This window comes from Streptomyces sp. NPDC053542 (assembly GCF_044544685.1).
GTDB lineage: Bacteria > Actinomycetota > Actinomycetes > Streptomycetales > Streptomycetaceae > Streptomyces.
In genome coordinates, this window is sequence record NZ_JBITXL010000006.1 from 73,926 (window position 1) to 91,690 (window position 17,765).

At 73.6% G+C, this 17,765-nt stretch carries 19 protein-coding genes; 3 read left to right on the forward strand and 16 right to left on the reverse strand.

The genetic code is table 11. The features are described 5' to 3' along the window. Positions 1–63: 63 nt before the first annotated feature. Positions 64–294 carry a DUF4287 domain-containing protein gene (locus ACIGXO_RS18155; RefSeq protein ID WP_399787300.1) on the forward strand — a complete coding sequence of 77 codons (231 nt, stop codon included), beginning with the start codon at positions 64–66 and terminating at the stop codon, positions 292–294. Between the two features lie 133 nt (positions 295–427). Here ACIGXO_RS18155 and ACIGXO_RS18160 read toward each other — a convergent pair whose 3' ends face one another. The 7 genes from ACIGXO_RS18160 to ACIGXO_RS18190 form a co-directional block, all read right to left on the reverse strand. Further along, the gene (locus tag ACIGXO_RS18160; RefSeq protein ID WP_399787302.1) at positions 428–1,294 is read right to left on the reverse strand and encodes a Bax inhibitor-1/YccA family protein; all 867 of its coding nucleotides are present in this window, start codon (positions 1,292–1,294) and stop codon (positions 428–430) included. A gap of 277 nt (positions 1,295–1,571) precedes the next feature. Continuing rightward, positions 1,572–2,498: an LLM class flavin-dependent oxidoreductase gene (locus ACIGXO_RS18165; RefSeq protein WP_399787305.1), complete on the reverse strand. Its 927-nt coding sequence runs from the start codon at positions 2,496–2,498 to the stop codon at positions 1,572–1,574. Positions 2,499–2,600: 102 nt separating this feature from the next. Then, entirely contained in the window at positions 2,601–3,185 is a 585-nt protein-coding gene (locus tag ACIGXO_RS18170) for an NADPH-dependent FMN reductase (protein ID WP_399787308.1), read from the reverse strand. Positions 3,186–3,372: 187 nt separating this feature from the next. Next, on the reverse strand, positions 3,373–3,978 hold the full coding sequence (locus tag ACIGXO_RS18175; protein ID WP_399787311.1) for a DsbA family protein: 606 nt from the start codon (positions 3,976–3,978) through the stop codon (positions 3,373–3,375). 40 nt (positions 3,979–4,018) lie between these two features. Next, the gene (locus ACIGXO_RS18180; protein ID WP_399787314.1) at positions 4,019–5,275 is read right to left on the reverse strand and encodes an MFS transporter; all 1,257 of its coding nucleotides are present in this window, start codon (positions 5,273–5,275) and stop codon (positions 4,019–4,021) included. Further along, positions 5,272–5,961, reverse strand: coding sequence for a YitT family protein (locus tag ACIGXO_RS18185; protein WP_399787317.1), 690 nt, complete (start codon positions 5,959–5,961; stop codon positions 5,272–5,274). Before ACIGXO_RS18185 ends, ACIGXO_RS18180 begins: the two co-directional genes overlap by 4 nt. A gap of 64 nt (positions 5,962–6,025) precedes the next feature. Further along, entirely contained in the window at positions 6,026–6,352 is a 327-nt protein-coding gene (locus ACIGXO_RS18190; protein WP_051831754.1) for a VOC family protein, read from the reverse strand. Between the two features lie 177 nt (positions 6,353–6,529). Here ACIGXO_RS18190 and ACIGXO_RS18195 point away from each other — a divergent pair, with 177 nt between their 5' ends. Further along, positions 6,530–7,198 carry a TetR/AcrR family transcriptional regulator gene (locus tag ACIGXO_RS18195; RefSeq protein WP_399787320.1) on the forward strand — a complete coding sequence of 223 codons (669 nt, stop codon included), beginning with the start codon at positions 6,530–6,532 and terminating at the stop codon, positions 7,196–7,198. 230 nt (positions 7,199–7,428) lie between these two features. Further along, positions 7,429–8,205 carry a response regulator transcription factor gene (locus ACIGXO_RS18200; RefSeq protein WP_399787323.1) on the forward strand — a complete coding sequence of 259 codons (777 nt, stop codon included), beginning with the start codon at positions 7,429–7,431 and terminating at the stop codon, positions 8,203–8,205. A 183-nt stretch (positions 8,206–8,388) separates the two neighbouring features. Here the strand turns inward: ACIGXO_RS18200 and ACIGXO_RS18205 are convergent, their stop codons facing one another. The 9 genes from ACIGXO_RS18205 to ACIGXO_RS18245 form a co-directional block, all read right to left on the reverse strand. After that, the gene (locus ACIGXO_RS18205) at positions 8,389–9,672 is read right to left on the reverse strand and encodes an MFS transporter (protein ID WP_399787326.1); all 1,284 of its coding nucleotides are present in this window, start codon (positions 9,670–9,672) and stop codon (positions 8,389–8,391) included. Then, a complete protein-coding gene (locus ACIGXO_RS18210; protein ID WP_399787329.1) occupies positions 9,669–10,580 on the reverse strand; it encodes an alpha/beta hydrolase in 912 nt (303 codons plus the stop codon). The genes ACIGXO_RS18205 and ACIGXO_RS18210 overlap by 4 nt, the downstream gene beginning before the upstream one ends. Before the next feature lie 111 nt (positions 10,581–10,691). Beyond that, positions 10,692–10,823 (reverse strand): hypothetical protein, encoded by a 132-nt coding sequence (locus tag ACIGXO_RS18215; RefSeq protein WP_399787333.1) that lies wholly within the window; start codon positions 10,821–10,823, stop codon positions 10,692–10,694. A gap of 27 nt (positions 10,824–10,850) precedes the next feature. Beyond that, positions 10,851–11,057, reverse strand: coding sequence for an acyl-CoA carboxylase subunit epsilon (locus tag ACIGXO_RS18220; protein ID WP_399787336.1), 207 nt, complete (start codon positions 11,055–11,057; stop codon positions 10,851–10,853). A 10-nt stretch (positions 11,058–11,067) separates the two neighbouring features. Next, positions 11,068–12,573 carry an acyl-CoA carboxylase subunit beta gene (locus tag ACIGXO_RS18225; protein WP_399788468.1) on the reverse strand — a complete coding sequence of 502 codons (1,506 nt, stop codon included), beginning with the start codon at positions 12,571–12,573 and terminating at the stop codon, positions 11,068–11,070. A gap of 127 nt (positions 12,574–12,700) precedes the next feature. Then, positions 12,701–13,447 (reverse strand): 4'-phosphopantetheinyl transferase family protein, encoded by a 747-nt coding sequence (locus ACIGXO_RS18230; protein ID WP_399787339.1) that lies wholly within the window; start codon positions 13,445–13,447, stop codon positions 12,701–12,703. Continuing rightward, positions 13,444–13,947 (reverse strand): acyl carrier protein, encoded by a 504-nt coding sequence (locus ACIGXO_RS18235; protein ID WP_399787342.1) that lies wholly within the window; start codon positions 13,945–13,947, stop codon positions 13,444–13,446. The genes ACIGXO_RS18230 and ACIGXO_RS18235 overlap by 4 nt, the downstream gene beginning before the upstream one ends. Continuing rightward, a complete protein-coding gene (locus ACIGXO_RS18240) occupies positions 13,944–15,338 on the reverse strand; it encodes an MFS transporter (RefSeq protein ID WP_399787346.1) in 1,395 nt (464 codons plus the stop codon). Before ACIGXO_RS18240 ends, ACIGXO_RS18235 begins: the two co-directional genes overlap by 4 nt. A 123-nt stretch (positions 15,339–15,461) precedes the next feature. Continuing rightward, entirely contained in the window at positions 15,462–17,765 is a 2,304-nt protein-coding gene (locus ACIGXO_RS18245) for an SDR family oxidoreductase (RefSeq protein WP_399787349.1), read from the reverse strand.

Sequence of the window (17,765 nt, forward strand, 5' to 3'; positions counted from 1 at the left end):
AACGCCGGAACGCTCAGGCACGGTGTGCTGAAGGACCAGCATCGAACGCGTCCGGAGGCGCCGATGTCCCAAGTCTTCTCCGAAGAGACCCACCGGAACCTGCTCTCCCGTATCCCCCACTGCACCGGCCGCGAAGTTTCCGACTGGCTTCGCACGGTCGAGGAAGGCCCCGCTCTCTTCCGCTTCGAGGAGAAGGTCAGCTGGCTGCGTGGCGAGCACAACCTCGCCTACGGTCACGCCAAGGCGATCGTCCACGAGTACGACCTGCGGCGCGCGGCCCGGAAGTTGTTCTAGCGGACGTTCCCGCGCCCGGCCCGGTCCCGTGACCGGACCGCGCCGGAAACCCGAAGGGCCCGCGGGAGGAAACCTCCCGCGGGCCCTTCGCCGCGTCCGCGGCGCCTCAGCGGCGCCGGGGTCACGGGTCGTACTAATCGTCGCCGTTGAGGATGGCGACCAGGCGCAGCATCTCCAGGTAGATCCACACCAGGGTCATGGTGAGGCCGAAGGCCGCGAGCCAGGACTCCTCGCGCGGGGCGCCGTAGGCGATGCCGTCCTCGACCTGCTTGAAGTCCAGGGCGAGGAAGAGCGCGCCGAGCAGCACGCCGGCGATGCCGAAGACGATGCCCAGGCCGCCGCTGCGGAAGCCGAGGCCGTCACCGCCGCCGAACGCCATGAACAGCAGGTTGACCACCTGCAGCAGCAGGAAGCCCATGGCGGCGATGATCACGAAGCGGGTGAAGCGTGCGTTCACCCGCACGAGGCGGGTCTTGTAGGCGACGAGCATCACGACGAAGACCGCCATGGTGCCCAGCACCGCCTGCATGGGCGCGCCGGGGGCCACCCACTGGTTGATCGCGTTGCTGATCGCGCCGAGGAAGAGGCCCTCGAAGGCGGCGTACGCCAGGATCAGCGGCGGCGAGGGCTTGCGCTTGAACGACTGGACCAGGCCGAGCACCATCGCGACCAGCGCGGCGCCGATGGCCAGGCCCATGGAGAGGTCCATGATCCATGCCACGGCGGCGCCGACGACGACGGTGCCGAGCGTGAGGCCCGTACGGACGACGACGTCGTCCATGGTCATCGGGCGGGTCTGCGGGACGTACGGCGGGGCCTGGGTCGCTTCCTGCTGGCCCTGGGCGTACGGGTTCGTGTCCGCGTAGGGGGCCTGTCCGGCGTACGGGTTCGTCCCCGCGTAAGGGTTGGCGGCGGCCCCGGCCTGCGGCGGCGCATTGAAGCCGGCGTAGCCGTTTCGGCTGAACCCCCGTCGCGAGAAGACCGGGTTGCTGCTCCTCATCTCACTCCTCCATGGCCGCCCTGCGCGGCCTTGGCCTCAAGGGTAATGGCTTGGCAAAGCCACGTCCCTACTCCTCAGGCAGGATCTTCACGTAAATCCCTCATCGCTGTGGTGCACAACGGTGCTGTGCCTCGGAACAGTCCCACCGTAGGGGGCGGACGCGCGGGAAGGCAGGCCGGACGGGGGCGCCGGCCTGCCTTCCGGGGCGTGTCCCGCCGGGCCGGGGGTGCCGTCGGCGGGACACGGCAGGCGCTGGGGGACGCCTGCGGGAGGAGGGTCAGGAGATCTCGCGCAGGACCAGCTGCCGGGCCTCGCCGAGCAGCTCGGCGCTGCGGTGCCAGTCCGGCACGGGCGTGGTGAACACCAGGCTCTCGGCGCCCGCCCGGACGAAGTCCGTGAGCTGCTCGGCGACCTGCTCGGGGTCGCCGGTGACGGCCAGGGTGCGGGCCGTGTCGTGGTCCATGCCGTACGACGCGGCGAGCGTGGTCGCGTAGCGGTCGCGCAGGCCGTCCGTGGCGCCGCGCGGGGCGAGCGCGCCGTGGATCATGGTGGCCAGCCGGGGCGCGGGGCGCTTCTCCTCGGCGGCCAGCTCACGGAGCCGGTCACCCGTGGCCCGGAACGCCTCCGGAGTCCGCAGGGCGCCGAGCCAGCCGGTGCCGTACCGCACCGTGCGGCGCAGCGCCGCGGTGGCGAAGCCGCCGATCCACACCGGCGGGACGGGCACCGCGGGGGCCAGGACGCACTCCGGGGTGCCGGGGACGTCGGGGAGCGGGGTCGGGCGGCCGCCCAGCAGCTTCGGGAGGAGGCGGAGGAAGGCGTCCGTGCGGTGGCCCCGGTCGGCGTCGGTGGTGCCCGCCGCGTGCCACTCCGCTCCCCCGCCGCCCACGCCGATGCCGAGGTCGAGGCGGCCGTCGCCGGCGAGGTACTGCAGCGTGCCGATCTGGCGGCCCGCCCAGGAGACGCTGCGCAGCGACGGGAGGTAGACGGACCAGCCGATGCCGAGGGTCCGGGTGGCGGCGGCCGCCGTGGCGAGGACGAGGCCGGAGTCGAGCGCGGGGGCCTCGCCGAGCGTGAGGTGGTCGCCCGCCCAGACGCCGTCCAGCCCGGCTTCCTCGGCCCGGCGGGCGGCCTGCGCCACGTCGGGGAGGACATCGCCGGGCGCGCCGATCGAGGGGAGGGTGATGCCGATCCGGGGGATGTTCACGGGGCCTCCAAGCGGCGGCCGGCTGTGCCCCGCCGTGCGGCGGGGCACAGCGGGGCACGGGCCGGGTGCTGTCGGGTTCGGTACGGGCGGGTACGCAGGCTCTTACGCCTGGTACGGGGTCTCGGTGCGGGCGGTGCGCAGCGCGTTGCCCCACCAGGACAGCTGGTCCAGGAACTTCTTGGCGGCCGCCTCGGCGCCCTCGGGCCCGGCACCGTCCTCGAAGGCACCCCAGGGGTTGTGGAAGCTGATCATCTCGCGGATGGTCATGGCGTGGACCTCGGCGAAGACCTGGCGCAGGTGCTCGGCCGCGCGCAGGCCGCCGCCCATGCCGCCGTACGAGACCAGGCCGACGGGCTTGGCGGCCCACTCGCTCAGGTGCCAGTCGATGACGTTCTTCAGCGAGGCGGGGAAGGAGTGGTTGTACTCCGGAGTGATCACGACGAAGGCGTCGGCCGCCTCGATGCGCGGGGTGATGCCGTCCTTGATCTGCTGGGTGGCGGCGTCCAGCTCCTGGCCGAAGCCGGGGATGGCCAGCGGCAGCGGGTGGTCGATCACGTCGATGACGTCGACCTCGACGTCGGGGTGCTGGGTGGCCTGGCGGACGAACCAGTCGCCGACCTTGGCGCCCAGGCGGTTCTCGCGCACGCTCCCGATCACGACGGCGAGCTTGAGGGGTGCAGTACTCATGGGTTCTCCATGCTTCGAAGTGGTGCGGTCAGAGTGGGTGCGTAAGGCAGGTGCGTGGCCGGTTCGCACAGGGCGGGGCCCGGTGCTGCCGCTGTCTGCCGGCCACGCTACTGGCGGGATGTCCCGCCCGGGCGGCTCGCGCCGTCGCCCTCAGCGGCTTTGGCAAGTCACTTGGAGTTCCGGTGGGTTACGCGGTCGGGGCGCCGGCCAGCAGCTTCTCGAAGGCCGCCCGGCTCTGGTCGCCGACGAGGGGGGCGGTGCCGTCGGCGAGGAAGACCGGTACGGCGCGTACGTTCAGGGCCCGGGTCTGCTCCAGACGGCGCGTCAGTTCGGCCTCGTCGGTGGCGTCGGGGGTGCTGTGCAGGCCCGCTTCGGCGGCCAGCCGGCCGAGCGTGGCGGCGTCGGCGATGTCCAGCCCGTCGGTGAAGTGGGCGCGGAAGAGCCGCTCGGCCACCTCCTCTGCGCGGCCGTGCCGCTCGGCGTGGGTGATGAGCAGGTGCGCGGGCCGGGTGTTGGCGTTCACCGCGCGGTCGTAGTCCAGTACGAGTCCCTCGCCCGCCGCCTTCTTCGCCATCGCGGCCGCGGAGTCCAGCGCCGCGGGGCCGAACTTGCGCTGCAGGACGGTCTTGAGCGGTTCGGGGGCCGGCGGCGCCGCGGGGTCGAGCTGGAAGGGGAGGAAGGTCACCTCGGCACTGCCGCCGGCCGCGCGATGCGTCTGCAGGGCCTGCTGCAGGTGGTGGTACGCGAGGTAGGAGTGGGCGCAGATGACGTCCAGGACCATGGTGATCTTCATCGGGAGCCTCCGGGGCGTGGTTCGGGAAGAGCGGCGCGGGTCAGCGCACGGTCGCGGTGTGAGACGCGGCCGGGGCCTCGGTGGTGCCAACAGCCGAAGTGGTGTCGGCGGGCGGGGCGGTGCGGGTGCCGCGGCGGGCGTTGCGGGTGAACAGGAGGGCGGCCAGGGCGAGTGCCGGGACCCCGGCGACCAGGAAGAAGCCTGCCTCGAAGCCGGTGGCGGCCAGCAGCGGGCCGACCAGGAGCGGCGAGACGAACTGCCCCGCGAAGGTAGCGGTTCCGGACAGCGAGGTGGCCTGGCCGCGGACGGCCTCGGGGACGCCCTCACCGATCAGTACGGTCACGACCGGGAAGAACACGCCCTGGCCGATGCCGAAGAGGACGGGGACCAGGAACAGCAGCACCGGCTGGCTGGTCACGGCGAGGAGGGCGAAGGAGACGACCCACAGGGCGACGGCGACGTGCAGCAGGGTGCGCTCGCCCAGCCGTTCGCGCAGCGGGGCGTAGCCCAGGCCGATCAGGCTCATCACGGCGGACATGGCCACGGTGTACAGGGAGACCAGCATCGGGCTCGTGACGCCCGCGGCGGCCAGCTGCTGGGGCAGGAAGACCATCAGCGCGTACAGCAGCAGCGAGGAGAGGAACTGCAGGCCGTACCAGGCGAGGAGGACACGGTGGCGGCGCAGCAGGGCCACGGCGCCCATGGGCTTGCCCGCCGGACCGCCGGCGGGGGCCGCGTGCTTGGGGAGGACCAGGACGGTGGCGATGCCGAGCGGGATGGCGATGAGGTAGATCGCGAAGGGCAGGTGCCAGGAGATGCCGCCCACGGCACCGGCGGCCAGCGGCCACAGGACGCCGCCGAGGCTGGTGGCGGTGGACCGCCAGCCCATGGCGCGGTCCTTGGCGCGGCCCTGGTAGAGCGAGAGCAGCGCGACGGTGGTGCCGGCGAAGACGAAGGAGGCGCCGGCGCCGAAGACGAGGCGGGCGACGATGAGCGCCGGGTAGCTGTCGAGGAGGGCTCCGGCGCCGCCGGCCACGCCGTAGACCAGGAGGCCGGCGGCGAGCGGCACGCGGGTGCCGAAGCGGTCCAGCAGACGCCCGGCGAACGGGCTGACGAGGGCTATCCCGAGGCTGTGGACGGTGACGACCAGGCCGGCCGCCGTGCCGCTCACGCCCAGGTCACCGCGGAGGACCTCGATGACCGGGGAGAGTACCGAGCCGGCCATGACGGTCAGGGTGGAGGCGAACAGCAGGAGGGGGAACACGCCGGTGCGGGGCGTGGTGGTGGCGGCGCTCATCGGGCCACTCCGATCGCGAGGGGGCGCACGGGGGCGCGGGTGGGCAGGCCGTGGTTGGTCAGGCGCAGGACGCGGGCGTTGAAGGCCATGAAGGGCTGGATGAGTCCGTCGACGCAGACGAGGAAGGCGAGGGTGCCGACGCCGACCGGGCCGCCGAGCAGCCAGCCGAGGGTGAGCAGGACACCCTCGATGCCGACCTTGGCGAGCCAGAAGGGCACGTGCAGGCGCTGGTTGAGGCTGATGACGAGCAGGTCCATGGCGCGGATGCCGGTGCCGCTCATGATGATCAGCGCGGAGCCGTAGGCGCACAGCAGGATCGCCGCGATCAGCGCGGGCACCGCGGCCAGCCAGCCGAGGTCCGCCAGGCGCATCAGGTCGATCAGGGAGCCGCAGAGCAGGAAGGTCACGAAGGGCATCACGACCGGGCGGCGGCGGTTCCACACGGACCACAGCAGGATGCAGACGGCGGCGATGGCGGCCTGGGCCAGCCCGATCGTTCCCGGCAGGTGCTCCAGGAGGCCGAGGGAGAGGACGTCGAGGGGGTCCACACCCATCCCGGCATGGATGAAGAGCGTGGCTCCGGCGGCGAAGACGACACAGCCGACGAGATAGAGCGCGTAGCGAGCGAGCCGGCTGCGGTGGGCGGTTTCGGCATCGGGGCGCGTGGGGGCGGAGGTGTGGGGCACGACGGTCTCCCTGGGCGAGGTGAGGAGGTCCGCGCTGCCGCCCGCTGCGGCGGGCGGCGGGCGCTCAGGCGTTGACGAAGATGAGGTTGTTGCCCTGCGGGTCGGTGATCTCGAACCGCTCGCCGGTCTTGTGCGGCGCGATGTCGGTGGCGCCCAGGTCGGCCAGTGCCTGGTGGGCCGCCGGGATGTCGACCTCGGTGAAGGCGATACTGATGGGCTGGTCGCCCTTGGTGTTGGTGACGATCAGCTCGCCGCCGTGCCCGGTGTCGAAGACGAAGGTGGTGCCCGGGTACTCCTGGAGAACCTTCAGGCCCAGCCGGTCGCGGTAGAAGGCGACCATGGCGTCCAGGTCGTCACAGAAGAGTTTGGTGACCGTGAGCTTGCCGAACATGGCGGGGTCCTTTCGTGGGGTTCCTGGCGGCCGGTGGCGTGGGGCTGCCGGCGGAGAGGAGGCGGTACAGGAAGCGGAGATCCGCGGGGTTCCCCGGCGGCTCCGACACGAAGTAAACTACACCGTGCAGTTCCCCCTTGTAAACCGCTCAGTGCAATTTGAGGAGTCCGGCCTGCCATGACGCCTTCCCCCGCCCCCCTCACGACCCCCGAAACCGCCCCGACCGGCCGCCCCGGAAAGCGCGCCGCCATCGACTGCGCGGCCCGCACCGTCTTCGGGCGGGAGGGCTACAGCCGTGCCAGCGTCGACGCCATCGCGGCCGAGGCCGGGGTCTCCAAGCGCACGATCTACAACCACCACCAGGACAAGGAGCACCTCTTCCTCGCCGTCGTGCAGCAGAGCTCCCAGGCCGTCGCCGCACACCAGGAAGAGCTGATCGACCACCACCTGGGCAGCCCCGACGCCGACCTGACCGCCGCGCTCACCGCCCTCGGCCGCGCGCTGGCCGTCCCGCAGACCGACTTCGAGAGCCACTTCGCGCTGGTCCGCGTGATCTTCGCCGAGGCCCCGCACCTGCCGCCGCACGTCATCGAAAGCTGGCGCGGCACCGGTCCGGGCCGGGTGCGGGCCCGGCTGGCCGAGCGGCTCGGCGGACTGGTGAGGGCCGGCGCCCTGCGCGACCGCGACACCCCGGAGACGCTGGCCGTCCACTTCACCCAGCTGGTCACCTCGGAGGTGTACGAGCGCTCGCTGCACGGTGCGCTGCCGCTGGCGGCCGACGAGACGGAGGCCCTGGTCGAGTCCGGCGTCGCGGCCTTCCTCGCGCTGCACGGCCCCGCTTCCTGAGCGGCGGGACGAGCCGCGGGGCGAGCTCCGGGCGGACTCAACCTAGGTGCTATCAACCGTTCCGCGCGGCCGCTCGCGTGCCACTGTGCTCTGGGCAGCGCCCGAGGGGCGCATCGACGGGGGAATCATGCCCGTACTCCGTCATGCGCACGGGCGGTACCGCAGCGCCGCGGCCGCCGTCCGCACCCTCCTCGCAGCCCGCGTCCACCCGCGAACTCCAGGAGGAGCCCGTGTCACAGACGGTCAGGTCACTCACCCACCCGTCACCCGCGTCACCGGCCCGCCCCGGCCCGCCGCCGCTCACCGCGCAGCCGGCCGGGCCGTGGCGGGTGCTCGTCGTCGAGAACGACGCCCGCACGGCCCAGACCCTCACCCGCAGTCTTGAACGCCACGGCCACCAGGTCAGGACCGCCGCGACCGGCGCCGCGGCGCTGCGCGAGCACCACCACGCCGACGTGATACTGATCGACCTCGAACTGCCCGACGTGGACGGGCTGGAGATCTGCCGGTCCATCACCGCCGTGTGCGACACCCCGCTGCTCGCGGTCACCGCCCGGGACAGCGAGGTCGACCGGGTGCTCGGGCTCCAGGCCGGCGCCGACGACTACCTGGTCAAGCCCTACGGATTCCGCGAACTGCTGGCCCGAATGGGCGCAGTGATGCGCCGGGCGCGCCCCGCCGCCACGGCCGGCGCGGTGCTGCAGCTGGGGCCGCTCGTCGTCGAGCAGACCACCCGCACCGTACGGCTGCACGGCCGGCCGGTCCCGCTCACCCGCAAGGAGTTCGACCTGCTGCTGCTCCTGGCCTCCCGGCCCGGCGCCGTGGCCACCCGGCGGCAGATCCTCCAGCAGGTCTGGCAGGACACCGACACCCCGCGCAGCCGCACGCTGGACACCCACGTCAACGGACTGCGCCGCAAGCTCGGCTCGGGCGACTGGATCGTCACCGTGCGCGGGGTCGGCTTCCGGCTCGGCCAGCCCTGGAACTCCCCCTCCCCGGCGAAGTGAGGACACCCGCATGACCCCTACCGGTACCGGCCGCACCGCCCGCCGCTGTTGCCGCCGGCCCGCCACGGCACCCGTCCGCGCATGCGTGAGCGCCGCCCGTACGCCCCTGACGAGCACGGTGCGGCGCCGGCCACGCGGCACAGCGGGCGGCCGGCCCCGCGGCGGACCGGACCGCGAAGCCGCCTATCCCGAGGAAGCGGAGGCCCGTTCGTCCGCTTCCTCGCGGACGGGGACGGGCCGGGCGCCGGGCCGCCGGCCGCGCGGGGCGGCGAGGGCGCAGGCGGCCAGCGCCCCCGCCAGGCAGACCACGCCGGCCACCCACAGGCCGCTGCGCGCGCCGGCGGCGCCGGCCAGCCAGCCGATGAGCAGGGCGCCGATCGGGGTGGTGCCCTGATAGATGACGGTGTAGAGCGCCATGACGCGGCCGCGGTAGGCGGACTCGGTGCCCAGCTGTACGCGGTGGTTGGCCGCCTGCGAGAAGACCATCATGGCGAAGCCGGTGACGGCCAGGGACAGCAGCGCGACGGGGAAGGTCGGCGCCAGCCCGGAAGCGATCTCCGCGACGCCGAAGGCCACCGCGGCGGCCAGCACGACGCGCTGCCGGGGCCGTCCCCGGCGCACGGTGGTGACCAGCGCCGCCACCAGCGAGCCGGCCGCCATCGCCGCGGTCAGCAGCCCGAAGGTGCCGGCCCCGGTGCCGAAGACCGTTCTGGCCAGCAGCGGCAGCGTCACCTGGAAGTTGAACCCGACCAGCGCCACCAGGGCCACCAGCGCGAGCGGCAGCAGCAGGTCGCGCCGCGCGGCGACGTACCGCAGCCCGGCCACGACGCCGCCGCGGGCCGCGCGGGCGGTGCCCCGGTGCAGCTCCTGCGGGCGCATCCGCGCCAGCGCGACCACCGTGCCCAGGTAGCTGACGGTGTTGATCAGCATCACCGCCGGGGCGCCCCACACGCTGATGAGCGCGCCCGCGGCGGCGGGCCCGAGCACCCGGGCCGTGTTGAAGTACGCGGCGCTCAAAGCCGAGGCGTTCGGCAGCAGTTCACCGCCGACCATCTCGCTGACGAAGGACATCCGCGCCGGTATCTCCACCGCGTTGACCACGCCCAGGCCCGCGGCACAGGCGATGATGTGCCACAGCCGCAGGCCGCCGCTGAGTGCCGCGGCCGCCAGGAGGCAGGCCAGTACCGCGGAGGCGAGATTGGCCGCGAGCAGCAGCCGGCGCTTGTCGTACCGGTCCGCCAGCCGGCCGCCCAGCAGCGTCAGCAGCAGGACGGGGGCGAACTGGGCCGCGGTGACGGCGCTCAGCGCGGCGGCCGAATTCCCGGTCAGCCGCAGCACGAGCCAGTCCTGCGCGGTGAACATCATCCAGGTGCCGGTCACCGAGGCCAGCTGCCCCAGCGTGAACAGCCGGAAGTTGCGCACCCGCAGCGACGCGGTCATGCCGCGCAGTACGGCGCCGCCGCTCACGGTGCGCCCCCTTCGGCACGCGCCACGCACTCCTCCAGGAACGCCAGGACGCCCAGGTGGTAGCCGCGCGCCGTCCGCCCCAGGCTGATGTTGTGGCCCGCGCAGGCCAGCCGGTCGACGCGGACGAGGGGCGCGGCCAGCCGGGCCGTCATCGCCTCCACCGTCCACCGGTCGGACCGCCACCACTGCTCGTGCTCGGCGAAGGTGAAGCGCACCGGCACCCGGACCTCGCGGGCCACCGACGGATAGGTGCGCGGCCAGCACGGCACGTCCCGCAGCTCGTTGCGGGGTATCGGGCCCACCAGCGGCTCGGCCATCCGGAAGGTGCCCGGCGGATAGAGGGCCAGCGGGCCCCAGTGCAGCCGGTGGCTGCGGCGGCCGGCGGGGTCCGCCAGCCGGTCGGAGCCGACGGCCCAGCGGTCGCTGATGCCGGACACGTCGATGCCGAGCAGCCGCTGGCCGTCGCCGTCGCCGCCGTCCCGGGCCGCGGTCATCAGGGCGAGCTTCCCGCCCATCGAGTGCCCCAGCAGGAAGAAGCCGGCGCCCACCGGGTGCTCGCGCGCATAGCTCTCCAGGGCCGCCAGGACGTATCCGGCCTGCTCGGCCAGCGGCAGGCCGTCGGGCAGCGCGGCCGCCGAACTCCCGTACCCGGGCCGGTCCAGCGCGAGCGCCGCGTACCCGCAGGAGGCCGCGAGCGAGAGCATCGAGGTGGCCGGGTCGGCCCGGCCGTGGAAGTAGCCGGCCCGCATGCCGCCGCCGTGCAGCGCGACGAGCACGGCGCGCGGCGGGACTCCTGTGGGCAGGGCGAGCAGGCCGGACAGGCGCAGCGGGCCCGCCTCGACCTCGACGGCCCGGACCGGATCGTCCGGCGGGGTGGGCGGCGCCTCGGACGGCAGCAGCTGGGGCATGGCAGTACTCCAAGTCGGGTGGGGTGCCCGGCGGTGGCAGGGAAGGGGGAGGGGAGGCGGACGTGCGCGGGCGGGCGCCGGGGTAGCGGCGCCCGCCCGGGATGCGGCCGGTCAGTCCGTACCGCGGATGATGTGCGGTTCAGCGTCGAAGTCGTCCTCGGCCTCGAGGGGCGGCAGCTGCCACCCGGCCCGTTGCGGGCCGCTGTCCTCGACGGTGCCGGGAGCTTCCTGGGTCACGGTCACGGTGTTTCCTCCTCGTACGGCTCGGCGCTACGCGGCCAGTTCCTGCCAGCTGCGCGGGCCGGGGCCGCGCTCGGCGCGCTCCAGCCGGCGCCAGCGCGCGGCGGCGGGCCGGAGCGGCGCGGGGTCTTCGGGAGCGGCGGCCATGACCCTGAGCAGGACGGCGGTGACGGCCGCCAGCTCCTCGGGGGTGGGCGAGCCCTTCTCCACGCGGATCACATCGCGTGCTTCGCTCACTCGGTACTCCTTACTGGGGCGGGTTGCCGTGCTTGCGGGAGGGCAGGCCGGCGTGCTTGCTGCGCAGCATCGCCAGCGACCGGGCGATGACCTGGCGCGTGCTGCGCGGGTCGATGACGTCGTCCACCAGGCCGCGTTCGGCGGCGTAGTAGGGGTGCATCAGCTCCTCGCGGTACTCGCGGATCTTCTGGGCGCGGGTCGCCTCCGGGTCGTCGGAGGCGGCGATCTCCCGGCGGAAGATGACGTTGGCGGCGCCCTCTGCGCCCATCACGGCGATCTCGTTGCTCGGCCAGGCGAGCGCGAGGTCGGTGCCGATCGAGCGGGAGTCCATGACGATGTACGCGCCGCCGTACGCCTTGCGCAGTACCAGGGAGATCCGCGGGACCGTGGCGTTGCAGTACGCGTACAGCAGCTTCGCGCCGCGCCGGATGATGCCGTTGTGCTCCTGGTCGACGCCGGGCAGGAAGCCGGGCACGTCCACGAGCGTGACGAGGGGGATGTTGAAGGCGTCGCAGAACTGTACGAAGCGCGCCGCCTTCTCGCTGGCCTCGATGTCCAGCACGCCGGCGAAGTGGGCGGGCTGGTTGGCGACGATGCCGGCCACCTCGCCGTTGAAGCGGGTCAGGGCGCACACGATGTTGCCCGCCCACCCCGGGTGCACCTCGAAGTACTCGCCGTCGTCGGCGATCGCCTCGATGACCTGGCGGATGTCGTACGTACGGCCCGGCTCGGCCGGCACCACGTCCAGCAGCTCCTCGCACGTCCGGTCGACGGGGTCGGTGGCCGGTGCGGAGGGCGGCAGTTCGCGGTTGTTGGAGGGCAGCAGCGAGAGCAGGTAGCGGACCTCTTCGAGGCAGGTCCGCTCGTCGTCGTACGCGAAGTGGGCCACGCCGGAGGTCTCGGCGTGCACGTCGGCGCCGCCCAGCCCGTTCTGGGTGATCTCCTCGCCGGTCACCGCGCGGACCACGTCCGGCCCGGTGATGAACATCTGCGAGGTGTCGCGGACCATGAAGACGAAGTCCGTGAGGGCCGGCGAGTAGGCCGCGCCACCGGCGCAGGGGCCCAGCATGACGCTGATCTGCGGGATGACGCCGGACGCCTTGGTGTTGCGCTGGAAGATGCCGCCGTACCCGGCGAGCGCGGAGACGCCTTCCTGGATACGTGCGCCGGCACCGTCGTTGAGCGACACCAGCGGCGCACCGGCCTGGAGGGCCATGTCCATGATCTTGTGGATCTTCTGCGCGTGGGCCTCGCCGAGCGCGCCGCCGAAGATCCGGAAGTCGTGCGCGTAAACGAAGACGGTACGGCCGTGCACGGTGCCCCAGCCGGTGATCACGCCATCGGTGTAGGGCTTCTTGTCCTCCAGGCCGAAGCCGGTCGCGCGGTGCCGGCGCAGCGGCTCGACCTCCGTGAACGAGCCCTCGTCCAGGAGCAGTTCTATGCGTTCGTGCGCGGTGAGCTTGCCCCGGGCGTGCTGCCGCTCGGTGGCGGCCGGATCCGGTCCCTGGCGGGCCATCTCCTTGAGCGTTTCCAGCTCCGCCAGGTGGGCCTCGGGCGGCAGCACGGTCGGGGTGACATCGGTGACGGTCACTGAGATCTCCTCTTGCGGGTCGGTGGGGTACGTCGGGCCGTGGGCGCGCCGGTCAGGCGGCGGGCTCCAGGGCCGGGATGCCGGTGGCGGCCGGCACGGACGCACCGCCGGGCAGCAGTACGGCGGCGGGCAGCCGGTGCACGGCGCGGGGCGCTTCGGCCGCGCCCCGGTAGGCGATCGCACCGTCGTGGTGCGGGCCGCAGTCGAGGTCCAGGACGGACCAGCCCGGCGGGCGCCGCTGGACGTCGGCGCCGAGGTAGTCGGCGGCCGGCGAGCGGCTGAGCCCGGTGCCCAGGGCCTTGAGGTACGCCTCCTTGCGCGTCCAGACACGGCCGAAGGCGGCGCAGTGTCCGGGAGGCGGCACCTCCTCGATCTCGGCGCGTTCGGCCGGGTGGAGCGAGGGGGTGCACACCTCGACGGTGCCGGGGCGGGGCCGGCGCTCCACGTCGGCGCCGACGGTCTCGGAGGCGACGGCGACGAGCACCATGCCGCTGCTGTGCGAGAGCGAGAAGTGCAGCGGCGGGTCGGGGTGGGCCACGGCGGGGCGCCCGTGGGGCTCGCCGCAGCCGGGACACGGTTCACGGACGAACGGCACCCGTTCCGGGGCGAGTCCGAGGTAGTGGCCGAGGACCCGGCGCAGGGCGATGTGTGCCGAGGCGTACAGCACGCCGTCGTCGGGCCGGGTGAAGGAGCGGCCGCGGGCCTGTTCGCGCGCGTCCAGTTCCGAGTGGTCGAGCAGCGGTCCGAGCTGGTCGGGGCGGGGCAGGCGGAGCAGCCAGGCGTCGAGGAAACCGTTCATGCGTGCTGCCTGACGCGGTGGCCGTGACCGTTGCCGTGACCGTTGCCGTGACCGTTGTCGTGACCGCCCCGGTGGCCCTCGGGGCCGAGCTGCCCTGCGAGGCAGTCGATGAGCTCCTGGGCGCTGTTGGCCAGCAGCAGCATCTGGAGGTTGACCTCCACGTCCAGCGCGCGTTCGATGCGGTTCTGCAGCTGGAGGCCGGCGACGGAGCCGACGCCGAGGCTGTTCATCGTGCGGCCGGAGACCTCGATGTCCCGCGGGGGTACCAGCAGGACGCGGGCGAGTTCCCGGCGGATGTAGGCGTCGATGATGCGGGTGCGCTCTTCGAGGGAGAGCGTCACCATCACGGACCGGCCGGGCACCGCGACCTCCGGCCCGAGCAGCGAGTCGTCGGCGTCGTCGTCGAACTCCCAGCCGTCGACGTCCCAGGCATCGACGTCCCAGGCGTCGAGGTCCCAGGTGTCGACGTCCCAGGCCATACGGCTGTCTTGGACAGTCATCCGGATTCCTTCGGTGAGTGGCGGACGGTGGTGGGACGGGCGAGGCCGGCCAGTGCCGTGACCACGCCGAGCAGGCCGACGGCGGCGACGAGCAGATGCGCTGCGCGGTGGTCCGGCGTTCCGCTGCCGGTCGTCAGCAGCGCGGCGGCCAGCGCCGGCATCAGCGCGGCACCGGCCTGGACGGCCGTCTGGTACGCGGCGCCCGCGACGGCCTTGTCGCCGCCGGCCGCCTCGGAGACGGCCTGGGTGTTCAGGGCGGTGAAGGCCAGCACGAAGCCGGCGCCCACCAGGAGCAGGCTGGGCAGCAGCCCGGTGACGTACGAGGTGTCCTCCCGCAGCAGCAGGAGGTACCCGGCGAACGCGGCGAGCGACCCGAGGGCGATGAGCGGCCGGGCCCCGAAGCGCTCGACCATCGCCCCGGAGTGCAGGGCGGTCAGGGCCAGCGGCAGGCTCGCGGGCAGGAAGGCCAGGGCGGTCCCCAGGGGGCTGTAGCCGAGCTCGTCCTGGAGCTGGAGCGTGGCGATGAACAGCATGCCCAGGTAGGACCCGTTGAGGCAGGCGGCGCCCAGCGCCGACCGGCGCAGCGCGGCGCTGGTGCGTAGGGAGGCGGGCAGTATCGGGGCCGCCGAGCGGCGTTCCCGTACGGCCAGCAGGACGAAGAGGACCGCGGCCGTCAGCAGCAGGCCGGCCGTGCGCGGGCCGGTCCAGCCGTCGGTGGGTACGCAAGCGATCCCGCCGACGAGGGCCGCGGTGCCCGCGGTGAGCAGCAGGACCCGCGCCAGGGGCAGCGGCTGCCGCGGCGCCGCGGGGTCCTGCGCGGGGATGAGGCGCAGCCCGGCGACGAACAGCACGGCCACCACCGGGGCCGGGAAGGCCAGGGTGTACCGCCAGTCCCAGCCGGTCAGCAGCCCGGAGAGCAGCAGACCGGTGGCGAAGCCGCTGGCCCCGAAGAGCGTGTACACGGAGATCGCGCGCCGCCGCACCGGGCCTTCGGGGAAGACGGACATGATGATGGCCAGCCCCATCGGCGCCGTCAGCGCGGCGCAGCCGCCCTTGACGAAACGGGTGGCCACCAGCAGTACCGGATCGGTGGCGATCCCCGCGACGAGGGACGCGACGGCGAAGACGGCCAGCGCGCCCAAGTACAGGCGCCGCCTGCCCCAGCGGGCGGCCAGCCGCGGTCCGAGCAGCAGCAGACCGGCGAAGCCCAGGGCGAAACCGCTCATGGTCCACTGCGTTCCGGCCGCCGCCAGGTGCAGCTCGGCGCCGATGGCGGGCGCCGCCACGACCAGTACGGACACCTCCAGGGCGTCGATGAGCATATTGCCGGCGAGGACGGTCAGCAGGCCCCACGGCCGGGTGCCGGCGGCGGCCGCTGCGGGGCGGGGCACGGAAGGAGTCGTAGACGTCATGGTGGTCTTCCCTGGGAGAGGTGGCTGGTCCTGGGGCGGGGTCCGGACGCCCGGCGTCCGGACCCCGCGGCCGAAGAGGGCGGCCGCGCCGGCCCGTCCGGTTCACCCCAGGAGGGTGCCGCCGCTGGCGTCGAGGAAGGCGCCGGTGACCCAGCGGGCGTCGTCGCTGGCGAGGAAGGCGACGACGTCGGCGACGTCCTCGGGCTCACCGACCCGGTTGAACGCGGAGAGCTGTGCCATCTGCTCCACCGCCTCGGGGATGTCGAACACCGGGTTGCCGTTGCGGGTGATGCCCGGCGCGACGCTGTTGACGGTGATGTTGCGCGGCCCCAGGAGCTTGGCGAAGTGCAGCGCGAGCTGCTCGACCGCGCCCTTGGTCATCGCGTAGGCGATCTCCTCGGGGTTGGCGAAGTGGGTGAGCCCCGAAGAGATGTTGATGATGCGGCCGCCGTCCGGCATGTTCTTCAGCGCGCGCTTGATGAGGAAGAACGGCGCCTTGGCGTTGACGGCGACCAGCCGGTCGAACTTCTCGGGGGTGGTGTCCTCGACGGAGACGCCGCCCATCTCCCCCGCGTTGTTGACCAGGATGTCCAGGTCGGTGCCGCCGGTCCGCTCCTTGAGGCCGGCCTCCAGGGCGAGGAACAGCTCGTGCACGTCGCCGGGCACGCCCAGCTCGGCGCGGACCGTGAAGGCCCGGCCGCCCTCCGTCTCGATGGCGGCGACGGTCTCGGCGGCCGCCTCCTTGTTGCTCGTGTAGTGCACGGCGACCAGCGCGCCCTCGCGCGCCAGCCGCACGGCGGTGGCCCGCCCCATGCCGCGGCTGGAGCCGGTGACCAGTGCCGTCTTTCCGTTGAGCCTGCCCATGGTGTTCCCTCCGTGCGCGGCCGCGGACGCGGCCGGGTTCGTCAGTGGTGCGGCCGGCCCGGTCAGGCCGAACCAGCGGTACAGCGCGGCGTCCAGGCCGTCGGTCGTCCGTCCCGTCCACACGAGGTGGCCGTCGGGCCGGACCAGGACGGCGCCGGCCCCGGCCAGCGGGTGGCCGTCCGCGTCGCCGGCCAGGCGGGCGGCGAGCACGGTGACCCGGTCCTCGCGGCCCTCGGCCGCCCGGCGCAGCGGCGCTTCGGCGTCCTGCGCGCCGGACAGGTCCAGCAGCAGGCCGCGGCCGGTGCGCAGCAGGGCAGCGGCGGCGGTGGTGCTGCCGTCGGCGCGGAGCAGCGGGGTGTGCGGGAGCCGGGCGCCCAGCAGCGGGTGGCCGTCGGCACCGACGTCGTACCGGACGTCCAGGCCGGAGATCATCCCCGCGAGGTGGGCGCGTACCGGCTCCTGGGCGATCAGCTCGGCCAGTACGGAGCGCACCGCCTCCACCTCGGGGCCGCCCAGCAGCAGCAACGCCTGCGCCTGGATGTTGGAGCGCACGCGGGCGCCGACCGCGTGCCGTTCGTCGTGGTAGCTGTCCAGCAGGCCCTCGCTGCCGAGCCTGCGGACCTGGATGGCCAGCTTCCAGCCGAGGTTGACCGCGTCCTGGAGCCCCAGGTTCAGCGCCTGCCCGCCGATGGGCATCTGCTGGTGCGCGGCGTCACCGGCCAGCAGGACGCGCCCGTCGCGGTAGGCGGTGGCCTGCCGGTCGGCGTCGCCGAAGGAGTTCACCCACAGCGGGGTACCGCCGCTGATGTCCTCCCCCGTGACCCGCTCCCAGACCGCCGCGACCTCGGCGAAGTCCGGGTCGCCGGTGCGCGTGCCGGCCGGCCGGCCGAACTCGTGCACCATGACGCGGGTGACGCCGTCGTCCCGCCGGGCGGCGATGGCCAGCCCCTTCTCCAGCCGTTCGAAGCGCCGGTTGGGGATGTCCAGACCCGCCACGTCCGCGCGCAGCAGCTCGCGGGTGGCGTCCCGGCCGGGGAATTCCGATCCGGCCAGCCGGCGCACCGTGCTGTTCTCGCCGTCGCAGCCGACCACGCACAGCGCCGACAGGGTGACGGTGGTGCCGTCCCCCTTCACCGACTCGACCTCGACGCGGTCGTCGAGGACCGACAGGCCGCGGACCTCGTGCCCGCGGCGGATGTCGGCGCCGAGCGACCGGGCCCACTTCTCCAGCAGTTCCTCGGTGCGGTGCTGGAGGACCTTCCACTGGCCGGGGTGGGTGCTGTCGAGCGTCAGGTCCAGCGGGATGCCGCCGAAGTGGCCGCGCGGTTCGTTGGGCGGGGTGCCCAGCTCCTCCAGCAGACCGCGGGAGTCGAGGATCTCCATGGTGCGGGCGTGCAGGGTCGAGGCCCGCGACTCGGTGGTGGGGGCCGTGCGCGCTTCCAGCACGACGACCTCGGCACCGCCCAGCCGCAGTTCCCCGGCGAGCATCAGCCCTACGGGACCCGCCCCGACGACGATGACCTGGGTGTCCAGTGCGGCCAT